The organism is Moraxella ovis, from assembly GCF_900453105.1.
Classification (GTDB): Bacteria; Pseudomonadota; Gammaproteobacteria; order Pseudomonadales; family Moraxellaceae; genus Moraxella; species Moraxella ovis.
Genome location: NZ_UGPW01000001.1, coordinates 882908 through 908316, shown reverse-complemented (window position 1 = coordinate 908316; position 25409 = coordinate 882908). Strand labels below are relative to the sequence as shown.

The window sequence follows — 25409 nt, the reverse complement described above, 5'->3', positions numbered from 1 at the left end:
ATTAAAAAAGAGCGTATCAACGCCCTTAAATGTTATCCAAATACTCCGACTGAATTTCTTTTGGCAGTTTTTCAATCAATGCCAATTTCATGTTTTTATCATCGCCATTCATTACCATATCAATAAGCGGTGTGCCGTCAAACGGTAAATCATCTACCTTTTGGGCAAAATTTGCCAAATAATACGCTCCGTCCACGTCATTATCCGCCATAACCCTATCATAAACGGCACGAAAAGCCGATTCGCTCGCCCCATTATTGGCAATCAAAAGATGAATAGCCCCTAGGGCGGTATTTGGCTTTTGGCACAGACTGATGACTTGCTCAGAAATGCTTGGCATGATGACTCCTTAAAAACAAAAAGAAAAAGGCGTAATAGTTATCACGCCCCCTTTTTTTGGCTAGCCTTATACTTCTGGGCTATGCTCTTCAATCAGTGGCTTTAATTCACCCGATTGGTACATTTGTAGAATGATGTCGCTACCACCAATCAGCTCGCCATTTACCCATAACTGTGGGAAGGTTGGCCAGTTGGCAATCAGTGGCAAGGTGCTACGAATTTCAGGGTTTTCTAGGATATTAACAAAGGCAAATGGTCTGCCGATTTGAGTCAAGACTTCCACGGCACGGGCTGAAAATCCGCATTGGGGAAATTGTGGTGTGCCTTTCATATAAAGCAGTACGGCGTGGTCTTTGATTTGGTTTTCAATCAAGGTTTTGATTTGGGGATTGATGTCGGTCATGGTTTACTCCGATTTGGGAAATTTGGGTTATTATGGGGGCAGCTGGGGATTTTTACAAGGATTTTTTGTATAGGGCGTGCTGAACCTTTATAATACTATTTGTAATATAGAAATATTTTAGAGATAAAATACTGTTTTTTCATGAAAAATGGCTAACTCTTGTTTTTCATTGCAAACACAAAAGTTCAGCACGCCCTAAAAGCTCATCGCTTGTCAGCACGGTCGCAAATTCGCCATGCAAATTGGCAAGGCTGATTTCATGCACAAGTTGGCTATCAAACCGCTCGCCTGTCGCTCCCATTCTATCAAAAGTCGCCGTGCCGTCCGATACCACAAAAGTGGTAAAGCCTAGATTGCTTGCCATGCGTGCGGTCGTGGATACACAGTGATTGGTCGTAAGCCCTGCAAGGACAAGGGTGGTGATGTCCGCTTTGGTCAATTGCTCATGTAAATCCGTGCCAATAAAACTGCTATTGACATGCTTTGTAATGGCAGTTTCATGGGCTTGGGGTTTGGTCAGCTCAATCCATTCAAAGCCTTGGTGTGTCGGGTGTAGGCGTGATTGGGGTGTGGTTGATAAATGGCGAATGTGAAAAATCGGCAAGTCCCGCTCTCGCCAATGGCTCAATAACTTAAAACAAACCTGCTCACAGTTTGGGTTATTGCGATTGCCACCCCAATAGGCTTCATCATAAAAGCCTTGTTGTAAGTCAATGAGTAATAAGGCGGTATTTTTGGTAATCATTTGATTTTCCTGTATTTATTGGCAACTAAATTTACAATTATGTCAAGCTAAGATTTTTTAACCAATAACACCACCGCACTCGCCCAAATGCCCTCGCCACGCCCTATCCAGCCCATTTTTTCATTGGTGGTCGCCTTGATACTCACGCAGTCCACACCTGTGCCAAGCACACCTGCGATGGTCTCACGCATGGCGGTGTTGTGCGGGGCGATTTTTGGGCTCTCGCAAATAACCGTCATGTCGGCATTGCCAAGCGTATAGCCATGTGATTTGACAAGTTCATAGACGTGCTTTAACAAAATCTTGCTATCCACCCCCTTGAACGCAGGGTCGGTATCGGGAAAATGCCGTCCAATGTCGCCAAGTGCCAACGCTCCGAGCAGTGCATCCGCCAAAGCGTGCAACAACACATCGCCATCTGAGTGAGCCTTAATGCCGTGCGTGTGAGGAATACGCACACCGCCAAGCGTTACAAAATCGCCTGTCGTAAAAGCGTGAACATCTATGCCTTGACCGATTTTTATCATGATCTAACCTTGCAATCAATATATGTTTTAAGAGGTCACATTATAGTATGCCTTGCATACGACTTCAATATGACCATCAACTTAAAGCAAACACTTAAAAAACAACAAAGCATTTCTTAAATTAAGCTAAATAAAATCACTTGTTTGCCGCTCTTATAATGGTGATTATTAAAAACTTAGATACAACGATTTAACCCCTCTTATTGCACAGGCATTAACTTAGAAAATAATCCAGTAAAATAGAAAAATAAATCAAACAAAAGATGAAGAAAAATCAAGTGAATTATTGCCTTGCCTATTCCAATCCCGATAGGACTTTTGAATCAAATTAAGATATTGAGTTTCAATACACGCACCCGTATGGGGTGCGATAATATCACTCACTCCCATCAAGCTTTGATTGTCGTTTCAACACACGCACCCGTATGGGGTGCGATTATCCCATGTACCCCTACGGCTATCCAGTCACTGGTTTCAACACACGCACCCGTATGGGGTGCGATACGACACGACACGACACGACGCGCCTACTATATAGTTTCAACACACGCACCCGTATGGGGTGCGATTTTTTACATCGCGGTATGCGATGCGTTGGTTTTTGTTTCAACACACGCACCCGTATGGGGTGCGATAAAATAAATAAAAAAATAAATAAAAAAATAATAGTTTCAACACACGCACCCGTATGGGGTGCGATTCAAGCCATAAGGAGGCTATAATGACTGGACACGTTTCAACACACGCACCCGTATGGGGTGCGATGGGGGGGGGATAAAATAAGCAGGCTTGTTTCAACACACGCACCCGTATGGGGTGCGATGCCAAAAAATTATAAAATAGTCTGTAGGCTGTTGTTTCAACACACGCACCCGTATGGGGTGCGATTAACTGGCATCGGCGGTCATTGACAGGACGGTAAGTTTCAACACACGCACCCGTATGGGGTGCGATGTAAGACGAGCGTTATAATAAGCGCAAATAGACGTTTCAACACACGCACCCGTATGGGGTGCGATTATAATATAAATAAAAATAAATATTACATGACGCGTTTCAACACACGCACCCGTATGGGGTGCGATCTAAGCGGCTTAAAATAATTTAGCAAAGCGATAGTTTCAACACACGCACCCGTATGGGGTGCGATTATATATATAATATAAATAAATATTACATGACGCGTTTCAACACACGCACCCGTATGGGGTGCGATTTTGCGTGATTATTTAGATGGTTTTGACGAAGATGTTTCAACACACGCACCCGTATGGGGTGCGATTTTTACAAACTGGATAACCATTAGGGATATTATGTTTCAACACACGCACCCGTATGGGGTGCGATAGTTCGCAGACAGGCAACTTGGGTCATTGTCGGCGTTTCAACACACGCACCCGTATGGGGTGCGATCAAAATCCCCAAAGCCCAGCTCATCGCCGCCGCTGTTTCAACACACGCACCCGTATGGGGTGCGATGCTATTGAGAGAGATTGACAGGGGTTTTTACAAGGTTTCAACACACGCACCCGTATGGGGTGCGATAAAATAAATAAAAAAATAAATAAAAAAATAATAGTTTCAACACACGCACCCGTATGGGGTGCGATTCAAGCCATAAGGAGGCTATAATGACTGGACACGTTTCAACACACGCACCCGTATGGGGTGCGATGGGGGGGATAAAATAAGCAGGCTTGTTTCAACACACGCACCCGTATGGGGTGCGATGCCAAAAAATTATAAAATAGTCTGTAGGCTGTTGTTTCAACACACGCACCCGTATGGGGTGCGATTAACTGGCATCGGCGGTCATTGACAGGACGGTAAGTTTCAACACACGCACCCGTATGGGGTGCGATGTAAGACGAGCGTTATAATAAGCGCAAATAGACGTTTCAACACACGCACCCGTATGGGGTGCGATTATAATATAAATAAAAATAAATATTACATGACGCGTTTCAACACACGCACCCGTATGGGGTGCGATCTAAGCGGCTTAAAATAATTTAGCAAAGCGATAGTTTCAACACACGCACCCGTATGGGGTGCGATTATATATATAATATAAATAAATATTACATGACGCGTTTCAACACACGCACCCGTATGGGGTGCGATTTTGCGTGATTATTTAGATGGTTTTGACGAAGATGTTTCAACACACGCACCCGTATGGGGTGCGATTTTTACAAACTGGATAACCATTAGGGATATTATGTTTCAACACACGCACCCGTATGGGGTGCGATCCGCAACGCAGAACAGAAGTTAAGAGAAAAATACGTTTCAACACACGCACCCGTATGGGGTGCGATAGCCTTTGTTTAAAGGCTATATCTTTAAGGCTTAGAATGGGTAAAATCGCTAACCTAAGCCTTAAAAAGGCCATTGATTATAAATGAACTTGTTTTTATTTTCAATTGTTAAATAATTCAAAAACTTAGCTCATCGCTAACCTGCCTGTATTTTGATGAGAACTGCCCGTTAGCGAGCCACGATTTACCTCTTTTTTATCACAATATCAGCGTATCTTGAAACAAATCCACACTCTTTTTTGCCCCATGATGTTCCACTTTGCCACGCCATTTACTGCCCAAATGATAAAACCGCAAACTGTCCTTGTCAGGGTCGTACGCCTTTAATAGCTTGTCTTTTAATACCACCCATTGGTCGGGCATGATGTCGCACTCAAACACCGAATACTGCACTCGCACGCCATAATCTTGGCAATGTTTGGCGATGTGCCTTAGGCGCTTTTGCCCGCCGTCATCCATCGCCACATCATAACTGATTAACATTAACATATCTCATCATCTCATCAAAAACGGTGGATATTCTGCCAAATCCCCACGCAAATGCCGAGCCAGTAGCATGGCTTGCACATGGGGAAGTAGCCCGATTGCAATCTCCTCGCCCAAAAATGGGTGCGTGATTTTCTCTTGCTTTTTGGCTTGCAAGGCTTGAAACACCGCCCGTCTTGCATCATCTTTTAGAATCACCGCACCGCTTATCTCTTGGCGAAAATCATCAGGCTTAATCTGCCCACGATTGATGAGCGACAGCACCATTCTATCCACCCACCACGCCCGAAACTCTTCGAGCATATCCTGCGACAAACTGTTTCGCCCCGACCTATCGGCATGAAAAAATCCCACTTGCGGGTCAAGCCCCACGCCCTGCAACGCTCCACTTATCTCCTTGCCAAGCACGCTATAAAGGAGCGACATCAAGGCATTCACACCATCACGGGGCGGACGACGGTTTCTGCCCTCAAAGCTAAACCCAGTCGCATGCCCAATCATCTGCCCAAAAACGGCAAAATAACAAGACGCACAATTGCCCTCAATCCCACGAATCACCTCCAAACTCTGTGCCTGTTTTAGGGCGTGAAGTCCTTGATTTAGGGCGATAATGGCATTTTGAATCTCGTCATTGTCGCCATGATTGCGGATATGGCGTTGCAAAACACGCTTGCTGGCACCAATTTTGACGGCGATGATGTTTTTGGCAATCGGCACAGGGTTTGAATCCGACACCCGATATTGGGTACGCCTTAGTAACACATTACCACTTTGGCGACCAACAAAACGACCCAAAAACCGCCCATGTTCGGTAAAAAACGCCAAATTCACGCCATATTCCCCACAAAATTCCAATAAAAATGGCGACACCAACACATTACCAAAACAAAAAATATGCTCTATGGCATGAATGGGCAATTGAGCGACCTTTTGGCGGTTTTGCTCCACCACGAGCGTTTCTCGCTCCTTATGTAAATAAGTGCCTTGGGTTGTGATATAGAGTGTGTTTTTGAGTTTTTTCATGTCATATCACTCAAAAAGTTGCTTGGCATATTGAATGGATTTGTCTTTTTGCAATAACTTAGGTTCACAAATATCCACAAGTGAACACGCCTTACAGCGTTTGTCATAAATCGGCAATGGCGTTTGTCCGCTTTGTAGCATGGTGCGAACACTGTCAATGGTTGCCAGCGTTTTGGCGCGCAGTTCCTCATCAAAGACCACCGCCAAGCGATGACGGGTTTTGCCATACCACAGCGAGCCACTTGCCACTGTCCGCCCCGTCATCTCTTCTAGACACATCGCTTGCGAGCAAAGCTGAATCTTATCAATGTCGGTAGGCTTAGGCTTGCCGTGCTTATATTCCACAGGGTGCATGTCGCCATTTTTGGATACTTCCACCATGTCAAGCACGCCCGACAGCCCAAGCGTATCCGATAAGACGTGTACACTTCGCTCAAAACGAGTACCTTGACGAGTTTCAGGCTCACCGCCATCTACCCGCTCATGGAGCAGTTTGCCTTGTGCGGTCAGATAATTCTCCGCCCATGCTTGTTCATTGTGAATCAAGGCACATTGACGCGGGCAAAAGGCGTAATGTTGCAGGGCGGAGAGCAAGATAAGGCGTTTATCAGAATCCATCAATTTCTTCTGGCGTTAGCCCTGCTAGGTTGTTTAGCTCATAACTGCCGTCCGCTTTTACGCTTAGGCTGGCGTGTACTTTTGCCGATGAGTATTGTCCTGATTTGCAGTTATGCTCCCACCAGATGAGTTTGATAACTTGCATAGACCCCTCAGGGCGAGCCGATGACGCATCGCCTTCAAAGAGCTTGACAAGCACGTCTTTGATTTTTTGGGCATCGTCATCACTAAATCCCGTCCGCTCGGCAAGCTGTGTCGACATCGCCCCAAACGCCACATACACGCCCTTATCCACACGGTGTTTCATGCCCATGGTGTCGGACGCTTTTTTGGTGCCGTCGCCCTCACCACTCACACTTTTGGTGATTTGGGTGCTGGTTACGCTAACAGGCTCAACGCTAAATGCCGACTTGATGCTCACAGGTCCACGCACAGCAATGGATACGCCCGAACCTTCATCGCTTTTGCCAAAGGCAAACACTTGCCCAAAACTTCTCACGTCAAGCCATTTTTCACAGGCTTTTTTGGCAGTCTCATCACGGCTTGATTTTTTGGCGTTAAATGCGTCCGCCCCCAAGCCAACTTCTTTGTCTTTGGCACGATTGGCAAGGCTTGTCATGCCGTCTGTCTTTTTCTCATCGGATTGCACGAAAATGCTTTCGCCTGCATCTTGCAAGCGGTCGCGGATTTTGCGTTTTAAACACACATCGGTGATTTCGCCAAAACCTTGAAAATCCGTACGCGGACGGTTGCCGTTTAGTGGGTCGCCATTGGGGTTGGCATTTTGTACTTGAATGATAAGGGCAAAATCAATTTTTTTGGTTAAGCTCATAAGATACTCCTATTGGGATTGTTCGGTTTCGTTGTCTTGATTGGTTTGGTCAGTTTGGTCAGATTTGGTACGATATGCCATTTTTTGGCTGTGATAACCAAGCAAAAATTCGCCGTCCAATGGCTTATCTAGCCATGTTTTGTCGCCGTCTAGGTTGTTTAGAGCAAAGACGATTTCGTCAATCTCTTTTTCACGATTTTTCAAAAAGCCCATGTAGCGATTATTACGCAAGCGATTTTTGTAGGAGTCAAGCCCCAGCTCAATTTGAAGCCATGTACTAAGCGGTCTTGTGGCAAAGCGTTGCATATAGCGTTCGGCATTGGTTGAGCGGTTCTCATCAGCAATTTGCAAGGCTTTACTTTCTAGGGCTTCTGCCACTGCCAACAGCCGACCGAATAAATAATCTCGTGAACGATTTCCTTTGTCTAAATTCATATCATAAATTCTCCGTTGTGATAAATCATGATGACGGGCTCGCCAGCCTTTATATAAAGCACAAGCAACTCCGATATTGCGTTGCCATTCCCAATTTTCACAGCCATTGGGATTGCAGGCAACTTGAAAACTTTTTTGTACCAAGTCATAAGGGATTGGCACGTTTTGACCGCTTGCAATCACGGGCAACAGGCGAGCATAGAGCTGTTTTTTTAGATTGTCGCTTAACGACACGCCATAGACCGCCTGCCCAATCACAAAAGGCGAAGGCGGAACGACCGCCCAAAGCGTTTGTTTTTTATCAGATTTTTTGGCATTGGGGTTTTCGATACTGTGGCGTTGATACCAACAAAAATCATCTATCCAAGCGTCCAAGTTGGCAAAATAATCACTGGGCAAAAATTCTTGGTAATAAGTCAATGCCATACGACCAGGGGTCGCAGAATCAAGCATGAGTAGAGAAATTTGTTCATGTTCGTCCAATTTAGCTTGATAGCCGTGCAATTTTTTCTTGATAAAATAAGACGCTTTACGCCCAAAGTCTGCCGACCAGTCTTTATTGCCTAATAAATCTTGCTGAACATCTTGCTGAGTATCTTGTGGTGTCTCATCGGCAGTAATGTCAAGAGCGTCAATATCATCAACATCAATCTGGCTAAAATAATCCAACAAAGGCGACGGCACTTCTTGTCCGCCAACCGCCCAAGCAATCGTTACCTGTTCACCGTTACGAATGCCTTGTCTGGCGATAAGCCAACGTAACGCACTGTGTACCTTCGCCGACACATCAGCCGAGATACTTGCCGATTCTTCTGCTAAGACAAACCGCCCACGATAGGTATAACCTGCCGTGTCGTTGGACGAGATGAGTTTGGCTTTGTCGCCTGTATGTCGCAACTTGGCAGGGTGCATGGTCGCAATGGTAAGCATCTCGCCTTTTACCAAACAAAAACCCTGCTCACTGTCTGCAGACGATAAATACTCTGACCAAGATTGCCAAATATCGCTGTCCGTCCAAGTATCCGCTTGGGCATCGCCTGCCACTTCAACACGCCAACACACCAAAGCCGACCCAAATTCAATCTCACCTTTGGTTTTTGTCAATACCGAAAAAATGGCGGGGGCTTCGCTTGGTTCGTCCCATTTGCTAAGGACTTTGCCTTGTACATCCACAGGCAACACGCCTGCTTGCACCAAATCAGAAACAACCTTGCCTTTTTTGACATAATTTAGTACCGCTTGGACTTTTGGGTGAGCAAAAGGACTGTCGCACCACGCTTTTAGCTGTGCCACATAGCCGCCAAAATAGGCTTTTTTGTTACCGCCAAACGCTGGATAATCTTGGGCGACGTATTGCAATTTATCCGCCAAGGGGTGTGGGGCTTCGCCACTGGTGCGGTTCTCTGATGATTCGGTAGCAGGTAGCATAATGGCGGTTTTGGCAGGCATGACACTTGCTGTCAAAAAATCACCATTGCCATTGATGGTAATGACAATATGGGCGGTTTGCTGAGTATGCCCAATGGGTGTCAAGGGCGTATCATCAGATGATTTTGATGAGACCGCCTCATACGTCCGATAAAGTTTTTGCATCCAGCTCATACATCAAGCTCCCCAGCCTCACTCTCCACAGGCTTGACATTCTCGCCACGCTTAAAGGGCTTTTCAGGTTTCATCTCACGGATAAAGCGAGTTTTTAGCACATCGTCATTAACACTTGGGAAATCAATCACGCCATACGCCATATTCGCTTGCCAAAAACGGCTGACAAGCTCATGCTTGCCTGTCTCCTCAGGATAGCCAAAGCTATGAAACATCAGCCCAAAGTCCAAATTATCAATCTCATCATAAAACCCTTGCCCCACCCCAAATTCACACGGCTCAACATATCCTTGACAGTCTCGAGTTCCCAAAAAGATGTCTTGTCGTCCGCCACGTTCTAGCATTCGTTTGGTAATGGCAGTGTGTTTGCCTGCATTGCGGTCATCTTTTAACTCGTCCCAATTCTCATTCCAAGTAAAATACGCCTGCACCTGATATTCCACATCTTGCAAAAATGTATAAATGGCAAGCGTATTACCGCCATTCCAGTCTTGGGGTTTGGTGGATTTGCTTTGGGTGCGAATGGGCTTGATGACACGAATTTTATCTATATGCCAAATGATTGTGGGCTTCCAGTACACGCTTTTTAAAATGCCTTTTATGGCTTCATAAGTGGGTACTTGATAGGTAAATTTCTCACCGCCAATCTTGGTAATGGGGTCGGTGAATAACGCTTGCCTACCCCATACTCGTAAGCTAAACAGCTCACTTTTAAATGTATTGACATTAGTCATATCATACCTTTTTTATTGCGTTTTAAAGATTGTAAAAAGTCATCTCGCCTGTTTCATCAAGCGACAACCCATAATTGTCATCATGATATTTATCGTCCAAATAATAAATACCCAAACCTGCTTGAACTTCATAAATGGCGTGATTATCCATAAGTTTTTTAAATACATTGGGAAACACATTCACGCTATATTGCTGAGCATCTGACAATGCCTGATACATTTGTTTGGAATCCCACGCACCGCATAATTGAGCTATAATATCTTTTCCTTTATCATAAGGCACAATCACGGCACGAGTGGGTGCATCAATGACATTAAAAAACTGTCCTGCACTTTTAAAAGATTGCATGAGTAGCGGAAATGGTTTGGTGCGTTTGTTATTTTTTGGTGTATAAATATTTTGGCTATTGTCTGACAACCAATCTAATAAATTGCCCAATGTTTGATTTTTATCTTTGATGTCATAACGCATCTCATCACTTCGATTATAAAAATAATAATTAAAATATTGATTCATAGCATTGGGTTGTAAAATATCTTGATCGTCAAATTCACGCAATACCCTTTCGCCAGATAATTGACCTTCATAAATATCGGGCAATACTTTTTCAAAATTCGGCTCTTTTAAATTTAAAACAAAAACTTGCCCTTTATTTTGTTTTTCGCCATGACGATTACAGCGACCGCCAGCTTGGGCAATGCTATCTAATCCGCCTAATGCCCGAATGACACACGCAAAAGAAATATCCACACCCGCTTCAATAAGCTGAGTACTGATACAAATAACAGGTTCGTTATTTTTTAGGCGGTGTTTGATATTATCAAAAATAGCCCTGCGATGAGCCGAGCATTGATTGGTGCTTAGATGAAATAGGGCTTCTTTTGGGACATTATTTTTTTGACAATATTGATATAAGTCTTTTGCCCATTGCTTGGTATTGACAATAAATAGACAGCTTGGAGTTAGATTAAATTGCTTTAATAAAAAATTACCTGCATCATCTATGTCATAACCGCCAACTTTTGGATGACAAGTTATCTGTACTCGTGATAAATCATCAAATAACTGATTTAAATTATCCAAGCCCATAAGTTCATGATTGTCTGATAATTTGATTTGCCCTAACTGTGGATTTTTTAATTGATGTAATAAAGGCTGGGTTGCCGTGCATAAAATGGCACTGCTTTTGCCAAATTGATTGAGCCAATTTAATACATTGCAAAATAAATGCACACATTTAATCGGCAAAGTTTGGATTTCATCAAAAATCAACACGCTATTTGTCATGGCATGAACATGGCGCACGCCCCGAGTACCAGCACCAAACCATGCATCCAAAAATTGCACCATGGTGGTAAAAACAATAGGCTTATCCCAATTTTCGGATAGTAGTTTGTCTTGCCAGTTTTGTTTGTCAGGTTCGATGTTGCAGTGGTGTTCTAATACCCAATCCTCCCCCAAAATATCACGCACAGTTTTGGCGTTTTGGTCGATGATAGAGGTATAAGGAATGATATAGATAATGCGGTCAAGATTGTGTTTTTTGGCGTGATGAAGTGCATAACGCAGACTGGCTAAGGTCTTGCCTCCGCCTGTGGGTACGGTTAGGGTGTAAATGCCTTGTGAGTCATTGGCGCGGGATAGGCAAGTCTCCGAGATGTCTTGGCGAATTTTATCAATGGGATATTGAACGGTAAAATTTGCCAAATGCGTTTCTAATAACTCAATGGCTTGTTGCCAATTGGGTTTTTGTTCAAAACGGCGTAAAGGTTTTTGGTATTCACGCTCAAAATCTGCACTATTGATACGGTCAGCATCGATCAAGCAACTAAATAAAAACCGAGCAAAACAGCCCAAATAAAATTCTTGGATTTTTGGGTTATTTTTAATATCACAATTTTTAAAAATTGGTAAAATAAATTTTAGGCATTCTTTGATGAGATCGCCATTAGCCAAAGCATGGGATTTTTGCAAAATTTCTGTATCAGCTTTTGACTGGCATTCGGATAAATGAGTTAATTCATCTGATTTATCAAAACGGCGTTTCCAATTTAATTCACCATCAGGTGTTAAACAATCTATCAGACCCAATCCATGATGAGATGCAATGCACAAGCCAAGTATTTGCCCAATTAATTCACCAATGCCATTTTTGGTATCAAATTGACGTAAATTTTGATAAACCCATTGTGCCCCTGCGGTGGAATGGTCAATCTTTTTGCCATTGGGCAGAACATAATCATTATCTATATCAGCATCTATTCCTGTCATTGCCCGAATATATTCTTGAAAATCTTGTGAATATTTACCAAAATCATGCATAAGACCCAATAATTCACCCGCTTGCGATAAATTCAATTTACCTGATAACACACAAGCGATTTGGGAAGTTTCAATTAAATGCGTTTGAAGCGATTGAATGGCTTTGTCGGAGTTACGAATATGGGCAATACACATGCTTAGCTCCTTGCATATTTACTTTATAGTATATCACCAAAAAATGCCTTCATCAACACGCTCAACACCTTGAAAATCCACCCCAAAACCCCATATAATGACAAATTTAATTTAGTAAGATAACAACATGAATACCACCCCCTACCGCCTATCCGATGTCGCTCCTTTTCACGACAAAAACCCCAATCAAATCAAAGTCATCGTTGGTATGTCTGGCGGTGTGGACAGCTCGGTGTCGGCAGTCCTGCTAAAAGAAGCAGGCTTTGACGTTGAAGGCTTGTTCATGAAAAACTGGGAAGAAGATGACGGCACCGAATACTGCACCGCCATGACTGACCTAGCGGACGCCCAAGCCGTTGCCGACAAAGTGGGCATACCGCTCCACACCGCCAACTTTTCGGCGGAGTATTGGGACAATGTCTTTGAGCATTTTTTGGAAGAATACAAAGCAGGTCGCACGCCCAATCCTGATATTTTGTGCAACAAAGAAGTCAAATTCAAAGCCTTTTTGGATTATGCCTTGACGCTTGGGGCGGACTACATCGCCACAGGGCATTATACTCGCCGAAGTTTTGAAGTGGACGGCAAGGCGTGCTTACTGCGTGGACTAGACACCAACAAAGACCAAAGTTATTTTTTGCACGCGGTGGGCGGCAACAAAATCGTCAAAACCCTATTCCCCGTGGGTGAGCTTGAAAAAAGTGAAGTTAGGGCAATCGCTGAAAAATACGAGCTTGCCACCGCCAAGAAAAAGGACTCAACAGGCATTTGCTTTATTGGTGAGCGTAAATTCAAACACTTCTTACAAACCTACCTACCCGCCAAACAAGGCGACATCTACACCGATGACGGCGTAAAAATTGGCATGCATGACGGACTCATGTACTACACGCTTGGGCAACGCGGGGGCATTGGCATTGGTGGCGTGGCAAACCGCCCCGAAGAGCCGTGGTTTGTCTTGCACAAAGATTTGGCAAATAACCGCTTAACCGTCGGACAAGGGCATGACCACCCTTGGCTACAATCCACCGAATTGACCGCTTATAAATTGGACTGGGTAACAGGCGAACCACCCCAAATCCATGACAACGGACTAAAATGCACCGCCAAGACCCGCTATCGCCAACCCGACCAAACTTGCACCGTTTTTGCCACCGATACAGGCGTGCGTGTGGTCTTTGATGAGCCACAGCGAGCCGTTACCGCAGGGCAGTCTGTCGTGTTCTATGTTGATGATGTGTGTCTTGGTGGGGGCGTGATACAAACAACCAACGCCCAAATCAATTAAACATTACAAAGAGCCTTGATGGCTCTTTTTTATTAACCCGTTATAATCGTGCGCTTTGATGGTTTAAATAAATCTGACAATTTGATATAATCACCCAACTCTTACCCTTACCCAACATTAAGGAAATTCCATGTCGTTATCCGCCCTAACCGCCCTATCCCCCCTTGATGGTCGTTATGCATCTAAATGCGATGCTCTTCGCCCTTTTTTGTCTGAATTTGGACTGATTCACGCTCGTGTTACTGTTGAGATCCGCTGGCTACAAGCCCTTGCCAATCACCCAGAGATCAGCGAGATCGCACCATTTAGTAAGGCTACCAATGACAAGCTAGATGCGATTGTGGCGAATTTTAACGAAGATAACGCCCTGCGCATCAAGGAAATCGAGCGCACCACCAACCATGACGTTAAGGCGGTGGAATATTTCCTAAAAGAGCAGATTGCTGACATTGATGAACTTAAAGATGCTGGCGAATTTATCCATTTCGCTTGTACGTCTGAAGACATCAATAACCTATCGCACGCCCTTATGCTAAAATCAGGTCGTGATGTCTTAGCTGAATCCATGCAAACCATCATCGATGAAATCGCCAAGCTGGCAGACACCTACGCTGCCACGCCGATGCTTTCACGCACACATGGTCAGACAGCAAGTCCTACCACGCTAGGTAAAGAAATGGCAAACGTGGCATATCGCCTGCACCGTCAATTAAAGCAGTTCAAGAATGTAGAACTGCTTGGCAAAATCAACGGCGCCGTTGGTAACTATAACGCTCACCTGTCCGCCTATCCAAGCATCAACTGGGCGAAGCACTCTCAAGGTTTTGTTGAGAGCCTAGATTTGACCTTTAACCCTTATACCACACAGATTGAGCCGCACGACTACATGGCGGAGCTATTTGATGCACTGCGTCGTTTTAACACGATTTTGATCGACTTTAACCGTGACGTGTGGGGCTATATCTCGCTGGGCTATTTCAAACAAAAGCTAAAAGACGGTGAAGTTGGTTCATCTACCATGCCACACAAAGTAAACCCGATTGATTTTGAAAACTCAGAAGGCAACCTTGGCATCGCCAACGCAGTGCTGTCCCATCTAGGCGAGAAGCTGCCTATCTCACGTTGGCAGCGTGACTTGACTGACTCGACTGTCCTTCGTAACATGGGTGTGGGTTTTGCTCAGAGTCTGATTGCTTTTGAAGCATGCTTAAAAGGCATCGGCAAACTTGAAATCAACGAAGCCCGACTGGCCGAAGATCTGAACCAAGCCCAAGAAGTGCTGGCCGAACCTATCCAAACCGTAATGAGACGCTACAACGTTGAAAAGCCATACGAGAAACTAAAAGCACTGACTCGCGGACAAGCAATGACTCGTGAGATGATGGTCGGTTTCGTCAATGGTGATGAGCTGGTAGCCGTTCCTGCTGATGAGCGTGCGCGCTTGGCTGAACTTACCCCAGCAACCTATATCGGCAACGCTGATGAGCAGGCGAAGGCATTGAAGGATTATTTGAAATAATCCCATAAAAATGACGGTCACATGATCGTCATTTTTTTTGCTTACTTTTCACCTATTTTTGGCAACAAAAAACACGGTCATACAGAACCGTGTTTTTATTCTTGGATTAAAATCTTAACTAAATTACGCTTTTGGTGCTCTATCTGGCGCACCTGTTAGCGCACTGATTTTTTTGGTGACAGCCAAGGCGATCGGCAAGCTAATCAATATACCCACAATCACCGAACCAATGATAAACTTACTGCTGTCATAGCCTGTCACGAAAGCAACAATCATCAATACACCAATCGCAACGGTAGATGCAATCGATAACATGGCTGTGAATAATGGAATATTCATGGCAATTCCCCAAAAAAGTTACGGAATAAAATTGATATGTTATTTATACACCTTTTTTGCACAAATGTTAAGTGTTTTTCACAAAAAATCCCTAAAATTTTTGTTAATTTAAAAAATTCATAAATTTTCGTTAAATGGTGCGTGATTTTGGAGAAAATTCGCTTTAATTTGGCGTGGTTTATGCTAAAATTAGACGTTTGTTATGACGCTTAGTGATTTTAAGCTTAGTAACAATCTAATTACAGATTTATTAATCAAAAGAGCCGAAAACTTTTAAAAAACACGATTTATTTGCCAGTTTTTGCCAAGGATTTGTTATGACTCACCTCAAAAAAACCCTACAACTCAACGAAGTACGCCAAGCTTTTGTTGATTTTTTTAAGACCAAAAATCACACGCACGTTGACTCCTCATCACTCATCCCTCATAACGATCCCACCCTGCTGTTCACTAACGCAGGCATGAACCAATTCAAAGATACTTTCTTAGGTCTTGAAAAACGTGACTACAGCCGCGCCGTCACTTCCCAAAAATGCGTTCGCGCAGGTGGTAAACATAACGACCTTGACAACGTTGGCTACACCGCTCGCCATCATACATTTTTTGAGATGCTCGGCAACTTTTCTTTTGGTGATTATTTCAAGCAAGACGCCCTAAAATTCGCGTGGGAATTTTTGACCAGCGAAGATTGGCTTGCCCTACCAAAAGACCGACTTTACGCCACCGTTTATCATACCGATGACGAAGCTTATGACATCTGGCATAAAGAAATCGGTCTTAATCCATCGCACATCATTCGCATCGGTGACAAAGGCAAACAGTACGAGTCTGATAACTTCTGGACAATGGGCGATACCGGCCCTTGCGGCCCTTGCAGTGAAATCTTTTATGACTATGGCGAGCACATTGAAGGCGGACTACCTGGCACGCCCGAAGAAGATGGCGACCGCTATGTCGAAGTATGGAACTGCGTATTCATGCAGTTCAACCGCCAAAAAGATGGTACGCTAGAGCCACTACCAAAGCCTTCAGTCGATACAGGCATGGGTCTTGAGCGCATCAGCTCAGTCATGCAAGGCAAACAAGGCAACTATGAAGTTGATCTTTTTGTTAATCTGATGGATTCTGCTGCCAAAGTGATTGGCGTACCCAATACTTACGAGCCGTCATTTAAGGTTGTTGCCGATCACATCCGTGCTGTGTCGTTCTTAATCGCTGATGGCGTTCGCCCAAGTAATGAAGGTCGTGGCTATGTGCTGCGCCGCATCATTCGCCGCGCCGTACGTTATGGCAATAAGCTTGGCGCAGAAGACAACTTCTTCTATCAGCTCGTGCCTGCACTGGTCAAGGAGATGGGCGACGCTTATCCAGAACTGGCTGAAAAGCAAGAACACATTCAAGCCATCATCCTAAAAGAAGAAGAGCAATTCGCCAAAACTCTGGCACAAGGTCTACGTCTGCTATCAGGCGAGCTTGATAAGCTTAATTCAGGTGATACATTACCAGGTGAAACCGTATTTAAATTATACGATACTTATGGCTTCCCAACCGACCTAACCGCCGACATTGCTCGTGAGCGTGACATGAAAATTGATGAAGACGGCTTTGAAGCATTGATGCAAGAGCAGCGTGAACGCGCGCGTGACGCAGGCAAATTCGACGTGGATTATACCGCCGCCATCAAGGTGGATAGCCGGACCGAGTTCGTCGGCTATGGACTAGCTCAGCACGACAGCCAAATCATCGGTTTATATCAAGATGGTAAAGAAGCTAGCGAACTTGGCGAAGGTGATGAAGGCGTTATCGTATTGTCAGCCACGCCATTTTATGCTGAAGGCGGTGGTCAAGTGGGTGAGCTTGGCGAGATCAGCACCGAATCAGGCGTGTTCGAAGTGCAAAACACCAAAAAATCAGGCACTGCCATCATCCACTACGGCACCGTAAAGATGGGCAGCATCAAACCAAACCAAAGCGCGCACGCTCAAGTGATCGAAGACATCCGCTGTGCATCTGCCAAGAACCACTCAGCAACCCACCTACTACACGCGGCATTACGCTCTGTACTAGGCACAGGTGTTGCCCAAAAAGGTTCATTGGTATCATCAGAGGTATTGCGCTTTGACTTCTCGCATGATAAGCCGATCAGCCAAGAAGATCTACTGACCATCGAGCGCATGGTTAATGAACAAATCCAAAAAAACAGTCCTGTGCAAATCGAACATCTACCAATCGATGAAGCCATGAAAAAAGGCGCGATGGCACTATTCGGCGAGAAATATGGCGAGACTGTGCGCGTGCTCACCATGGGCGAGAATGCTGATAAGATGCCGTTTTCTATCGAGCTATGCGGTGGTTTGCACGTGGTTCATACTGGTGATATCGGTCTGTTTAAGATCGTTGCTGAAAGCGGTATCGCTGCGGGTGTGCGCCGCATTGAAGCCCTAACTGGCATGGGAGCGATTCGCTACGTTCAACAAGGCGAATCTATTTTGGGCAATCTTGCCACCAATTTCAAAGCAAAACGTGGCGAGATCGAAACGCGTGTGACCAGCCTAAGTGAGCGCAGTCGCGAACTCGAGAAACAGCTAGAGAAATCCGAGCAAAAACTTGCCAGCTATCAAGCCGCCAGTCTACTTAGCAGCGCAATCAAGCTTGATAATGGTGTAAATCTACTAGTAACGAAAGCTGATGGCATCGACGGTAAAGCCATTCGCGGTCTGATGGACACTGCCAAATCACGCCTTGATAATGCCGTCATCGTTCTAGTGGGGGAGACGAACGACCTAGCACTAGCGGCAAGTGTCGCCAAGGGTCTGACAGATAAAGTTAAAGCAGGTGATATCATTCGTCATCTGGCTGCAGAGCTCAGCGGCAAAGGCGGCGGCAAGCCAGACTATGCTCAGGGCGGTGCTGAGAAGTCGGATAAGCTAGGTGCTGTACTAAGTGCATTGAAAGCCAATTTGAGCGATACATTAGCATAATCCATTCTGGATTGGTTGATGAGAGCAATGGCAAAAGCTTAATCAGTATTGATGTCGGCATATCAATACTGATTGCAAATTTAAGTTAAATTGATATATCAATGGAGTGTTCTATGTCAAACGGTAACAACGCCTACAATGATGGCATTGCCATGCGTAAGGCTGTGATGGGCGACGCTCATGTCGAGCGTTCGATGAGCAATGTTACGCCCTTTACCGCACCCCTGCAAGACTGGATCAATGAGCACGCTTGGGGTTCTACTTGGCAGCGCGGTGTACTTGACAAAAAGACACGCTCCTTGGTTACGATGGCTTTTTTGATCGCTCAGAAGTCACCAACCGAGCTCAAGGGTCATATTCACGGCGCGATCAATAATGGCGCCAGTGTTGAAGAAATCCAAGAAGTACTACTGCACAGCTTGCCTTATTGTGGCGCACCAGCCACCCAAGAAGCTTATCGTGCAGCGGTTGAGATTTTGACAGAACTGGATAAAATCTGACAGATCTAGCAGAAGCTTGTAGCGATATTTTAATCATTTGAAATTGTCAGAACATTAACATTAAAGTCATCCGAATGATTAAACCATACTAAATAGACAGTGATTCATTAATTTTTTTGATGAATTTATCAGTTTATTTTAAGAATGATTTGGGTTATAATTTTTACAATTTATCGAGAACCTTTGGGTTTTCTATTAGCAATTAAAAGGCAAACACAATGGCGTTAATCGTACAAAAATACGGCGGCACCTCAATGGGTAACACCAGCCGCATCAAAAATGTCGCAGCCCGAGTTAAGCGCTGGCATGACCACGGACATCAAGTTGTGGTTGTGGTATCGGCGATGAGCGGTGAAACAAACCGACTGATCGGTCTTGCCAGAGAAATCAGCAACGACCCAGATCCACGCGAATACGATCAGATGGTTGCTACCGGCGAACAAGTCTCTATCGCCCTACTTGCGATGGCACTAAAAGACCTAGGCGTAGATGCCAAATCCATGACAGGTCGCCAAGTTGCCATTAAGACCGACACCACACATACCAAGGCGCGCATTGAGCACATTGACGCTGACAATATAAAACGCGAACTTGCCGATGGTAAAGTTCTGATCGTGGCAGGTTTCCAAGGTGTGAACGAGTATAACGACTTAACGACACTGGGTCGAGGCGGCTCAGACACGACAGGCGTTGCGATTGCCGCTGCCATCGGTGCTGATGAATGCCAAATCTATACCGACGTGGATGGTGTATATACCACCGACCCACGTGTCACCTCGAAAGCCAAGAAGCTCTCAAAAATCACTTTTGAAGAAATGTTAGAAATGGCATCACTTGGCTCAAAAGTACTACAAATCCGCTCGGTAGAATTTGCCGGTAAATACCATGTTCCACTGCGCGTCCTTTCTAGCTTTGATGAAGGTACAGATGGTGCATTTGATGATGAATTTAAACAAAATGTCGGTACTTTGATTACCGTTGACGAAGGAGATGATATGGAACGTGCCGTGATCTCAGGCATTGCCTTTAACCGCGATGAAGCCAAAATTGTATTGCTTGGCGTGCCAGACCGCCCAGGCATTGCATCTGCCATCCTAAGCCCAATCAGTGCCGCTAACATCGAAGTGGACATGATTATCCAAAACATCTCTGAGAACGGTGTGACTGATTTTAGCTTTACTGTACCTCGTGGCGACTATGATAAAGCCCTAAAAATCCTAAACGAGAAAGTAAAAGACGACATCGGCGCAACCAAGATTGTTGGCGATGATAAAGTTGTCAAAGTATCGATAGTTGGTGTGGGCATGCGCTCTCACGCAGGCGTTGCCAGCAAGATGTTCGACACACTGGCATCTGAGAACATCAACCTACAAATGATCTCAACTTCTGAGATTAAAGTTTCTGTACTTATCCAAGAACAGCACCTAGAAAAAGCTGTGAAATCACTACACACCGCTTTTGGTCTAGATCGCGAAGATGGTGAAAGTAAAGTTGCTGGCCTATAATTGCCTGACAACTGATGGAATTTTAATCAAATAATTGCTTAAAATTCCATCAACAATAGTAACGATTTTAGCATGGTTGTAAATTATTAATAAGAAAAATTTACATAACTCATTCTAAAAACTGCTGACAAAACACCCAATGCGCCTTATAATAGCAACTTGGGTATTTGGTATTTTTTGTTTTTGTGTGAGTGAATTTCAACGTATATCGTAATCGAGTTTACTTTATTTTTATAGTGCAAGGAGCTATTTATGTTAATCCTAACTCGCCGTGTTGGCGAAACTTTAATGATTGGTGATGAAGTCAGCGTAACCGTTCTTGGTGTCAAAGGCAACCAAGTTCGCCTAGGTGTAAAGGCCCCAAAAGACATCGCTGTTCACCGCGAAGAGATCTATCAGCGCATTCAACATGAGCGTTCTATGCAGGCACACATGAGCCACCTAGAACAAGGCAACTTCGCACCGCCATCATTCGATGATGATGATTACTTCAACCGATAATTACAGGATGACATCATGACCATGAGTATCTCTGCTATACTAAATGGCATCGAAACAGGCGCACTAAAATTCGCTGACGTGATTGCATTCATCGATGGCAATTATGACTACACGCCTGTTGAATTTAGCAATGGCGAAGTTGTGAATGCAGCTGGCACCAATGAAGGTTCTGCTAAAGTATTTAGCCTAGCCAAGCTACACGGATTGAATCAAGTGGACACGCTAAAACTGTTCACTGAGCATTATCAATCTGTATTGGACAACCCTGACGGCACTGATCATACCAATATTCGTAATTTTATGCATTATGGCTGGCAAGGCATCGGACTTCAAAAGAACGCCCTAACCGCTCGTTAATGCTTAACATTTGATTTTAACTATTAAACAAATGCTAAAAATCCCAAATTAGATAGAATTTACTTGAAATTCGGGTAAATTTACTATATAATTTGGGCTTTAATTTTTCTGCCATTTCTTGATTGTTGTCGCCTTTAACAACAAAAAAGAATGGTGTAACTTTATAGTTTGGTCAAATTTGTGCTATGTCCATACCATTTATAAGGCACCTTGTCCAAACGGCGCACCCGATACCGCTCAATATCCGCGCCATGTATTATTAGGAGTTCACCATGTCTCGAGTATGTCAAGTGACTGGAAAGCGCCCGCTAGTGGGTAACAACGTATCACACGCGAACAACAAAACCCGTCGTCGCTTCCTACCAAACCTACACAACCATCGTTTTTGGGTAGAGTCTGAAAACCGCTTCGTACGTCTTCGTGTATCATCTAAAGGTATGCGCATCATTGACAAGCACGGCATCGAAAAAGTGCTTGCTGACCTACGCGCACAAGGTCAAAAAATCTAATTTTAGATTTTTCCATTTAGATTAAGTTTTAAGGACACGATCATGAGAGATAAAATTAAACTAGTTTCTACCGCTGGTACTGGTTATTTCTACACCACTACTAAGAACAAGCGTACCATGCCTGGCAAAATGGAAATCAAAAAATTTGATCCAAAAATTCGCCAACACGTTCTATTCAAAGAAGCAAAAATCAAGTAATTTTGCTTTAATGATAAAAAGACCGCCATTTTGGTGGTCTTTTTCTTAGATCTTTAGGTTTGGCAATGACAACACACCCTTTACTAACGCCGCTTAATATCGGCAATCAAACCATCACCAATCGGCTGATCGTTGCCCCAATGGCAGGCGTTACTGATAATCCGTTTCGAAGACTATCCAAGTCATTTGGCGCAGGTCACGCAGTCAGTGAAATGATCATCGCTGATACCGCTCTATACGCACGCAAAAAATCACTTTATCGTGCTAATTTTGATGGTGAAATCGCACCCATCTCTGCTCAAATCGCAGGCGCAGAACCTGACAAGCTTGCCGAAGCGACTCGTTTTCAGGTGGCTAATGGTGCGCAGATTGTTGATATTAACATGGGGTGCCCTGCCAAAAAAGTCTGCAAAAAACTGGCAGGTTCGGCATTACTACAAGATGAAATCCTGGTAAGACAGCTATTAGAGACCGCCGTAGATGCTGTGGATGTGCCTGTCACCCTAAAAACTCGGCTGGGCTTCGCCAACGGTCAAGAAAATATCCTAAAAATCGCCGACATCGCCGAGAAAGCAGGCATTGCTGCCATTGCCATCCATGGACGCACCAGAGAGGATTTTTATACGGGCGAGGCACGCTATGACCTTATCAAGCAAGTCAAACAACAAGTCAAAATCCCTGTCATCGTTAATGGCGACATCGACAGCCCACAAAAAGCCAAAGCCGTCTATGAACTAACAGGCGCGGATGCCATCATGATCGGACGTGCCGCTCAAGGCAAGCCGTGGATTTTTCGTGACATTCATCATTACCTACAAACAGGTGAACTTCTTGCGTCGCCTAGCATATCAGAGCTTCGCGAGATTGTACTTACTCACTTAGAAGAGCTATATCAATTCTATGGTGAATATTCAGGCTGCCGCATTGCTCGTAAGCACATCGCTTGGTACACAGGTGGTTTGCCCAACTCCAACGCCTTTCGTGAAGCGATGTACAGCAAAGACACCATTGCTGGGCAGTTTGCTGTTGTGGATGAATTTTTGCGCAATCACGACATGGCTTAGTAAATTGAATGCATCCTAATCAGATCAATGCAAATTTAAACCAGACATTCGTTTGAAATCAGATAAAACAATTACACCATCAAAATTATAGTGCGGTTAGCGCCAATCACAATTCATGCAACAACCCAAGTCCTGTAGTACGGACGGTTGGCGTTTTGATGGCGATGTCTAGCGCAGTAGGTGTGGCATAAATCTGCACACTGTCTTTGGCTCGCGTGACAGCAGTATAGATCAGCTCTTTTGACAACGGTCGGCTGTTAGAATCATCAAAAACCACCGCCACTGTATTAAACTCCGAACCTTGCGATTTATGCACAGTCATGGCGTAGGCTGTTGTCACCGTCTCGCCACCTAGAACACTTACGGAGACTTTTTTGAGTGTCGCACCATCAAAATACACGAACAACTCGCCACCTTCTTGGATGCATACACCAATGTCGCCATTGAACAACCCCAAATCATATCGGTTGGTCTGCACCATCACCACTCGCCCATGATACCATGGCAGCGTCCATGTGGAGGCGCGCAGTTCATCACGATGTTTCTTGGCGATATATTCATTAATCATCACATCGCCCGCCACCCCGACATGCGATGCCGTGAGAATGCGATAGCGATTCAGCTCATCGATTAGCGCTTTGATTTGATTGTTTTTTTGGTCATCGCTGTATTGATTGATTTGTCTTAGTAGATTTTTACTTTGCTCAAAATATGCGGAATAAGGTTCGATTAACTTTTCTAGAAAGTCCTTATTATGCTGTAAATTCACCCATGATAAATTCGCCTCGCTATCTATTAACGCCTCAATCTGTGGCAAGGCGCTGCCCTCTGCATTATAGTCATTGATGAACGTAGCCAATTTACCCACACTCGATGTGGACGTAAAGCGAGTTGACTCCGATAAATGCACACGACATTGTTGTAGCTTATCCACACGGCAAAGATCAGCAAGCACCGCCCCTGCTTCCACCGCTGACAACTGATGCGCATCCCCAAGCAGTATCAATCTAGCGCCCGTCTTGACTGCTGCCAGCAGCGAACAGGACAGCTCCGCACCCAACATGGATGCCTCATCAATAATAATGATGTCTTGGGACAGTGGATTATATTCATGGTAGCGCGGACTGCCATGACGACCGATACCAAGCAGTCGATGGATGGTTTTTGGCTCTGGCAGATCGATTTGAGCGCCATCTAGTGATTTTTGTAAAGACTCGCCCATACGCTGAGCTGCCTTACCTGTAGGGGCTGCCAACGCTAGGTTAATTTGTGGGTTTTGGCGAAGCAGTGCCAGTACAATCTGAGCCACCGTATATGTCTTACCCGTGCCTGGTCCGCCTGTGATGATGGCAAATGGCGAGCAACTCACCAGCTTAACGGCCTGCTCTTGTGCAGCTTTCATACCTTTTGGCAAATCACTCACATCGAATAGCTCGACTTTCGCCCCCAAGATACGCTCAATGTGATGCATCGTCATGCGCTCAGCTCGCCATGCTCTATTTGACCAGATATATAACTCGCCAGAATTACCACATTTTATCATCAATGGCGTGCCAATGGTCGCCTTATGTTCAAAATCAGCAAAATATATACTATCAGCCAATAACGTCACAAACCGCTCAAAATCATCATCCAGCTCATGACGCACACCATCAAATACCCTAAGAACCGCCATGAATAATAAGCTTAGCTCAGCTGGTGAAGCACTAAGGCGTGGCGACTTTAGCAGTGCCTGCTTGAACTCGTGATATTGTCGATTAAGATAATTAGGCAGTTCATGAGGTGACTGTCTGCGCAGTTCACCCATCTCATCAAAATAACGCTCAAACTCAAGTGGGCTTTGCCCATCTTTAAATTGCCCTGCCAAGAACATCATCGCAGGAGACAACAGTGTCGCCTGCCAATGAGGCAGCCCTTTGATGTCTGATGGCGTACCATCATTTGCAACCATCATTACAGTATGCCCCTCATCCAAGGCAAGCATGCTGCTAAAATTCATCACAAGGAATACATCAGATGCCAATGAATCGTACTGATATGGCAAAACCATTCCTTTGCCTTCATACCAATCAGCATTCGCTCTGATACGACTGGTGATATAATGACTGATCGCGGTATCGTTCAT

At 44.6% G+C, this 25409-nt stretch carries 22 protein-coding genes, 1 pseudogene and 1 CRISPR repeat array; of the genes and pseudogenes, 10 read left to right on the top strand and 13 right to left on the bottom strand.

The features are described from left to right. Positions 1-25: 25 nt before the first annotated feature. The 11 genes from DYD54_RS04480 to DYD54_RS04430 all read right to left on the bottom strand — a co-directional run bounded on the left by DYD54_RS04480 (position 26) and on the right by DYD54_RS04430 (position 12523). A complete protein-coding gene (locus DYD54_RS04480; protein WP_063513915.1) occupies positions 26-340 on the bottom strand; it encodes a hypothetical protein in 315 nt (104 codons plus the stop codon). Positions 341-406: 66 nt separating this feature from the next. Next, the gene (grxD, locus tag DYD54_RS04475; RefSeq protein WP_036362211.1) at positions 407-742 is read right to left on the bottom strand and encodes a Grx4 family monothiol glutaredoxin; all 336 of its coding nucleotides are present in this window, start codon (positions 740-742) and stop codon (positions 407-409) included. Between the two features lie 166 nt (positions 743-908). Beyond that, positions 909-1487 (bottom strand): cysteine hydrolase family protein, encoded by a 579-nt coding sequence (locus DYD54_RS04470; RefSeq protein WP_063513914.1) that lies wholly within the window; start codon positions 1485-1487, stop codon positions 909-911. Positions 1488-1534: 47 nt separating this feature from the next. Next, positions 1535-2014, bottom strand: a complete 480-nt coding sequence (ispF, locus tag DYD54_RS04465) for a 2-C-methyl-D-erythritol 2,4-cyclodiphosphate synthase (protein ID WP_063513913.1) — start codon at positions 2012-2014, stop codon at positions 1535-1537. A gap of 340 nt (positions 2015-2354) precedes the next feature. After that, a CRISPR array of direct repeats spans positions 2355-4335; the repeat unit is 32 nt; unit sequence GTTTCAACACACGCACCCGTATGGGGTGCGAT. Positions 4336-4533: 198 nt separating this feature from the next. Next, complete coding sequence (gene cas2, locus DYD54_RS04460; protein ID WP_036362202.1) at positions 4534-4824, bottom strand: CRISPR-associated endonuclease Cas2; 291 nt, start codon at positions 4822-4824, stop codon at positions 4534-4536. A gap of 6 nt (positions 4825-4830) precedes the next feature. After that, positions 4831-5844 (bottom strand): type I-C CRISPR-associated endonuclease Cas1c, encoded by a 1014-nt coding sequence (gene cas1c / locus DYD54_RS04455; protein WP_063513912.1) that lies wholly within the window; start codon positions 5842-5844, stop codon positions 4831-4833. A gap of 6 nt (positions 5845-5850) precedes the next feature. Next, entirely contained in the window at positions 5851-6462 is a 612-nt protein-coding gene (gene cas4, locus DYD54_RS04450; protein WP_063513911.1) for a CRISPR-associated protein Cas4, read from the bottom strand. After that, positions 6452-7294, bottom strand: coding sequence for a type I-C CRISPR-associated protein Cas7/Csd2 (gene cas7c / locus DYD54_RS04445; protein ID WP_063513910.1), 843 nt, complete (start codon positions 7292-7294; stop codon positions 6452-6454). The genes cas4 and cas7c overlap by 11 nt, the downstream gene beginning before the upstream one ends. Positions 7295-7303: 9 nt before the next feature. Continuing rightward, the gene (gene cas8c / locus DYD54_RS04440) at positions 7304-9331 is read right to left on the bottom strand and encodes a type I-C CRISPR-associated protein Cas8c/Csd1 (protein WP_063513909.1); all 2028 of its coding nucleotides are present in this window, start codon (positions 9329-9331) and stop codon (positions 7304-7306) included. Continuing rightward, positions 9328-10065, bottom strand: coding sequence for a type I-C CRISPR-associated protein Cas5c (gene cas5c, locus DYD54_RS04435; RefSeq protein ID WP_063513908.1), 738 nt, complete (start codon positions 10063-10065; stop codon positions 9328-9330). Before cas5c ends, cas8c begins: the two co-directional genes overlap by 4 nt. A gap of 22 nt (positions 10066-10087) precedes the next feature. Next, positions 10088-12523, bottom strand: a complete 2436-nt coding sequence (locus DYD54_RS04430) for a CRISPR-associated helicase/endonuclease Cas3 (RefSeq protein WP_063513907.1) — start codon at positions 12521-12523, stop codon at positions 10088-10090. Positions 12524-12650: 127 nt separating this feature from the next. Here DYD54_RS04430 and mnmA point away from each other — a divergent pair, with 127 nt between their 5' ends. Beyond that, entirely contained in the window at positions 12651-13811 is a 1161-nt protein-coding gene (gene mnmA, locus DYD54_RS04425) for a tRNA 2-thiouridine(34) synthase MnmA (protein ID WP_063513906.1), read from the top strand. 130 nt (positions 13812-13941) lie between these two features. Then, a complete protein-coding gene (purB, locus tag DYD54_RS04420; RefSeq protein WP_063513905.1) occupies positions 13942-15330 on the top strand; it encodes an adenylosuccinate lyase in 1389 nt (462 codons plus the stop codon). Positions 15331-15453: 123 nt separating this feature from the next. On the opposite strand, the gene DYD54_RS04415 is transcribed toward purB, so the two are convergent. Further along, positions 15454-15669 (bottom strand): hypothetical protein, encoded by a 216-nt coding sequence (locus DYD54_RS04415; RefSeq protein WP_036362172.1) that lies wholly within the window; start codon positions 15667-15669, stop codon positions 15454-15456. 317 nt (positions 15670-15986) lie between these two features. On the opposite strand from DYD54_RS04415, the gene alaS reads away from it, so the two are divergent. The 8 genes and pseudogenes from alaS to dusB all read left to right on the top strand — a co-directional run bounded on the left by alaS (position 15987) and on the right by dusB (position 23284). Next, on the top strand, positions 15987-18650 hold the full coding sequence (gene alaS / locus DYD54_RS04410) for an alanine--tRNA ligase (protein ID WP_063513904.1): 2664 nt from the start codon (positions 15987-15989) through the stop codon (positions 18648-18650). A 113-nt stretch (positions 18651-18763) separates the two neighbouring features. Then, positions 18764-19150: a carboxymuconolactone decarboxylase family protein gene (locus DYD54_RS04405; RefSeq protein ID WP_063513903.1), complete on the top strand. Its 387-nt coding sequence runs from the start codon at positions 18764-18766 to the stop codon at positions 19148-19150. 218 nt (positions 19151-19368) lie between these two features. Continuing rightward, positions 19369-20655: an aspartate kinase gene (locus tag DYD54_RS04400; RefSeq protein WP_063513902.1), complete on the top strand. Its 1287-nt coding sequence runs from the start codon at positions 19369-19371 to the stop codon at positions 20653-20655. Positions 20656-20907: 252 nt separating this feature from the next. Then, a pseudogene (gene csrA / locus DYD54_RS04395) lies at positions 20908-21075 on the top strand (carbon storage regulator CsrA); the annotation flags it as partial. Positions 21076-21171: 96 nt separating this feature from the next. Next, complete coding sequence (locus DYD54_RS04390) at positions 21172-21513, top strand: HopJ type III effector protein (RefSeq protein ID WP_063513901.1); 342 nt, start codon at positions 21172-21174, stop codon at positions 21511-21513. A 272-nt stretch (positions 21514-21785) separates the two neighbouring features. Further along, positions 21786-22022, top strand: coding sequence for a 50S ribosomal protein L28 (gene rpmB / locus DYD54_RS04385; RefSeq protein ID WP_036362158.1), 237 nt, complete (start codon positions 21786-21788; stop codon positions 22020-22022). 42 nt (positions 22023-22064) lie between these two features. Beyond that, a complete protein-coding gene (gene rpmG / locus DYD54_RS04380; RefSeq protein WP_003659281.1) occupies positions 22065-22220 on the top strand; it encodes a 50S ribosomal protein L33 in 156 nt (51 codons plus the stop codon). 65 nt (positions 22221-22285) lie between these two features. Further along, on the top strand, positions 22286-23284 hold the full coding sequence (gene dusB, locus DYD54_RS04375) for a tRNA dihydrouridine synthase DusB (protein WP_063513900.1): 999 nt from the start codon (positions 22286-22288) through the stop codon (positions 23282-23284). A gap of 106 nt (positions 23285-23390) precedes the next feature. On the opposite strand, the gene recD is transcribed toward dusB, so the two are convergent. Next, a complete protein-coding gene (gene recD / locus DYD54_RS04370; RefSeq protein WP_063513899.1) occupies positions 23391-25409 on the bottom strand; it encodes an exodeoxyribonuclease V subunit alpha in 2019 nt (672 codons plus the stop codon).

Excerpts from the sequence above, each read along its gene's own strand:
- dusB (WP_063513900.1), top strand. The coding sequence starts at position 22,286 with ATGACAACACACCCTTTACTAACGCCGCTTAATATCGGCAATCAAACC.
- cas7c (WP_063513910.1), bottom strand. The coding sequence starts at position 7,294 with ATGAGCTTAACCAAAAAAATTGATTTTGCCCTTATCATTCAAGTACAA.
- DYD54_RS04400 (WP_063513902.1), top strand. The coding sequence starts at position 19,369 with ATGGCGTTAATCGTACAAAAATACGGCGGCACCTCAATGGGTAACACC.
- DYD54_RS04430 (WP_063513907.1), bottom strand. The coding sequence starts at position 12,523 with ATGTGTATTGCCCATATTCGTAACTCCGACAAAGCCATTCAATCGCTT.
- cas8c (WP_063513909.1), bottom strand. The coding sequence starts at position 9,331 with ATGAGCTGGATGCAAAAACTTTATCGGACGTATGAGGCGGTCTCATCA.
- DYD54_RS04405 (WP_063513903.1), top strand. The coding sequence starts at position 18,764 with ATGTCAAACGGTAACAACGCCTACAATGATGGCATTGCCATGCGTAAG.
- recD (WP_063513899.1), bottom strand. The coding sequence starts at position 25,409 with ATGAACGATACCGCGATCAGTCATTATATCACCAGTCGTATCAGAGCG.
- cas2 (WP_036362202.1), bottom strand. The coding sequence starts at position 4,824 with ATGTTAATGTTAATCAGTTATGATGTGGCGATGGATGACGGCGGGCAA.
- rpmG (WP_003659281.1), top strand. The coding sequence starts at position 22,065 with ATGAGAGATAAAATTAAACTAGTTTCTACCGCTGGTACTGGTTATTTC.
- rpmB (WP_036362158.1), top strand. The coding sequence starts at position 21,786 with ATGTCTCGAGTATGTCAAGTGACTGGAAAGCGCCCGCTAGTGGGTAAC.
- ispF (WP_063513913.1), bottom strand. The coding sequence starts at position 2,014 with ATGATAAAAATCGGTCAAGGCATAGATGTTCACGCTTTTACGACAGGC.
- cas5c (WP_063513908.1), bottom strand. The coding sequence starts at position 10,065 with ATGACTAATGTCAATACATTTAAAAGTGAGCTGTTTAGCTTACGAGTA.
- grxD (WP_036362211.1), bottom strand. The coding sequence starts at position 742 with ATGACCGACATCAATCCCCAAATCAAAACCTTGATTGAAAACCAAATC.
- alaS (WP_063513904.1), top strand. The coding sequence starts at position 15,987 with ATGACTCACCTCAAAAAAACCCTACAACTCAACGAAGTACGCCAAGCT.
- cas1c (WP_063513912.1), bottom strand. The coding sequence starts at position 5,844 with ATGAAAAAACTCAAAAACACACTCTATATCACAACCCAAGGCACTTAT.
- DYD54_RS04390 (WP_063513901.1), top strand. The coding sequence starts at position 21,172 with ATGACCATGAGTATCTCTGCTATACTAAATGGCATCGAAACAGGCGCA.
- DYD54_RS04415 (WP_036362172.1), bottom strand. The coding sequence starts at position 15,669 with ATGAATATTCCATTATTCACAGCCATGTTATCGATTGCATCTACCGTT.
- DYD54_RS04470 (WP_063513914.1), bottom strand. The coding sequence starts at position 1,487 with ATGATTACCAAAAATACCGCCTTATTACTCATTGACTTACAACAAGGC.
- mnmA (WP_063513906.1), top strand. The coding sequence starts at position 12,651 with ATGAATACCACCCCCTACCGCCTATCCGATGTCGCTCCTTTTCACGAC.
- DYD54_RS04480 (WP_063513915.1), bottom strand. The coding sequence starts at position 340 with ATGCCAAGCATTTCTGAGCAAGTCATCAGTCTGTGCCAAAAGCCAAAT.
- cas4 (WP_063513911.1), bottom strand. The coding sequence starts at position 6,462 with ATGGATTCTGATAAACGCCTTATCTTGCTCTCCGCCCTGCAACATTAC.
- purB (WP_063513905.1), top strand. The coding sequence starts at position 13,942 with ATGTCGTTATCCGCCCTAACCGCCCTATCCCCCCTTGATGGTCGTTAT.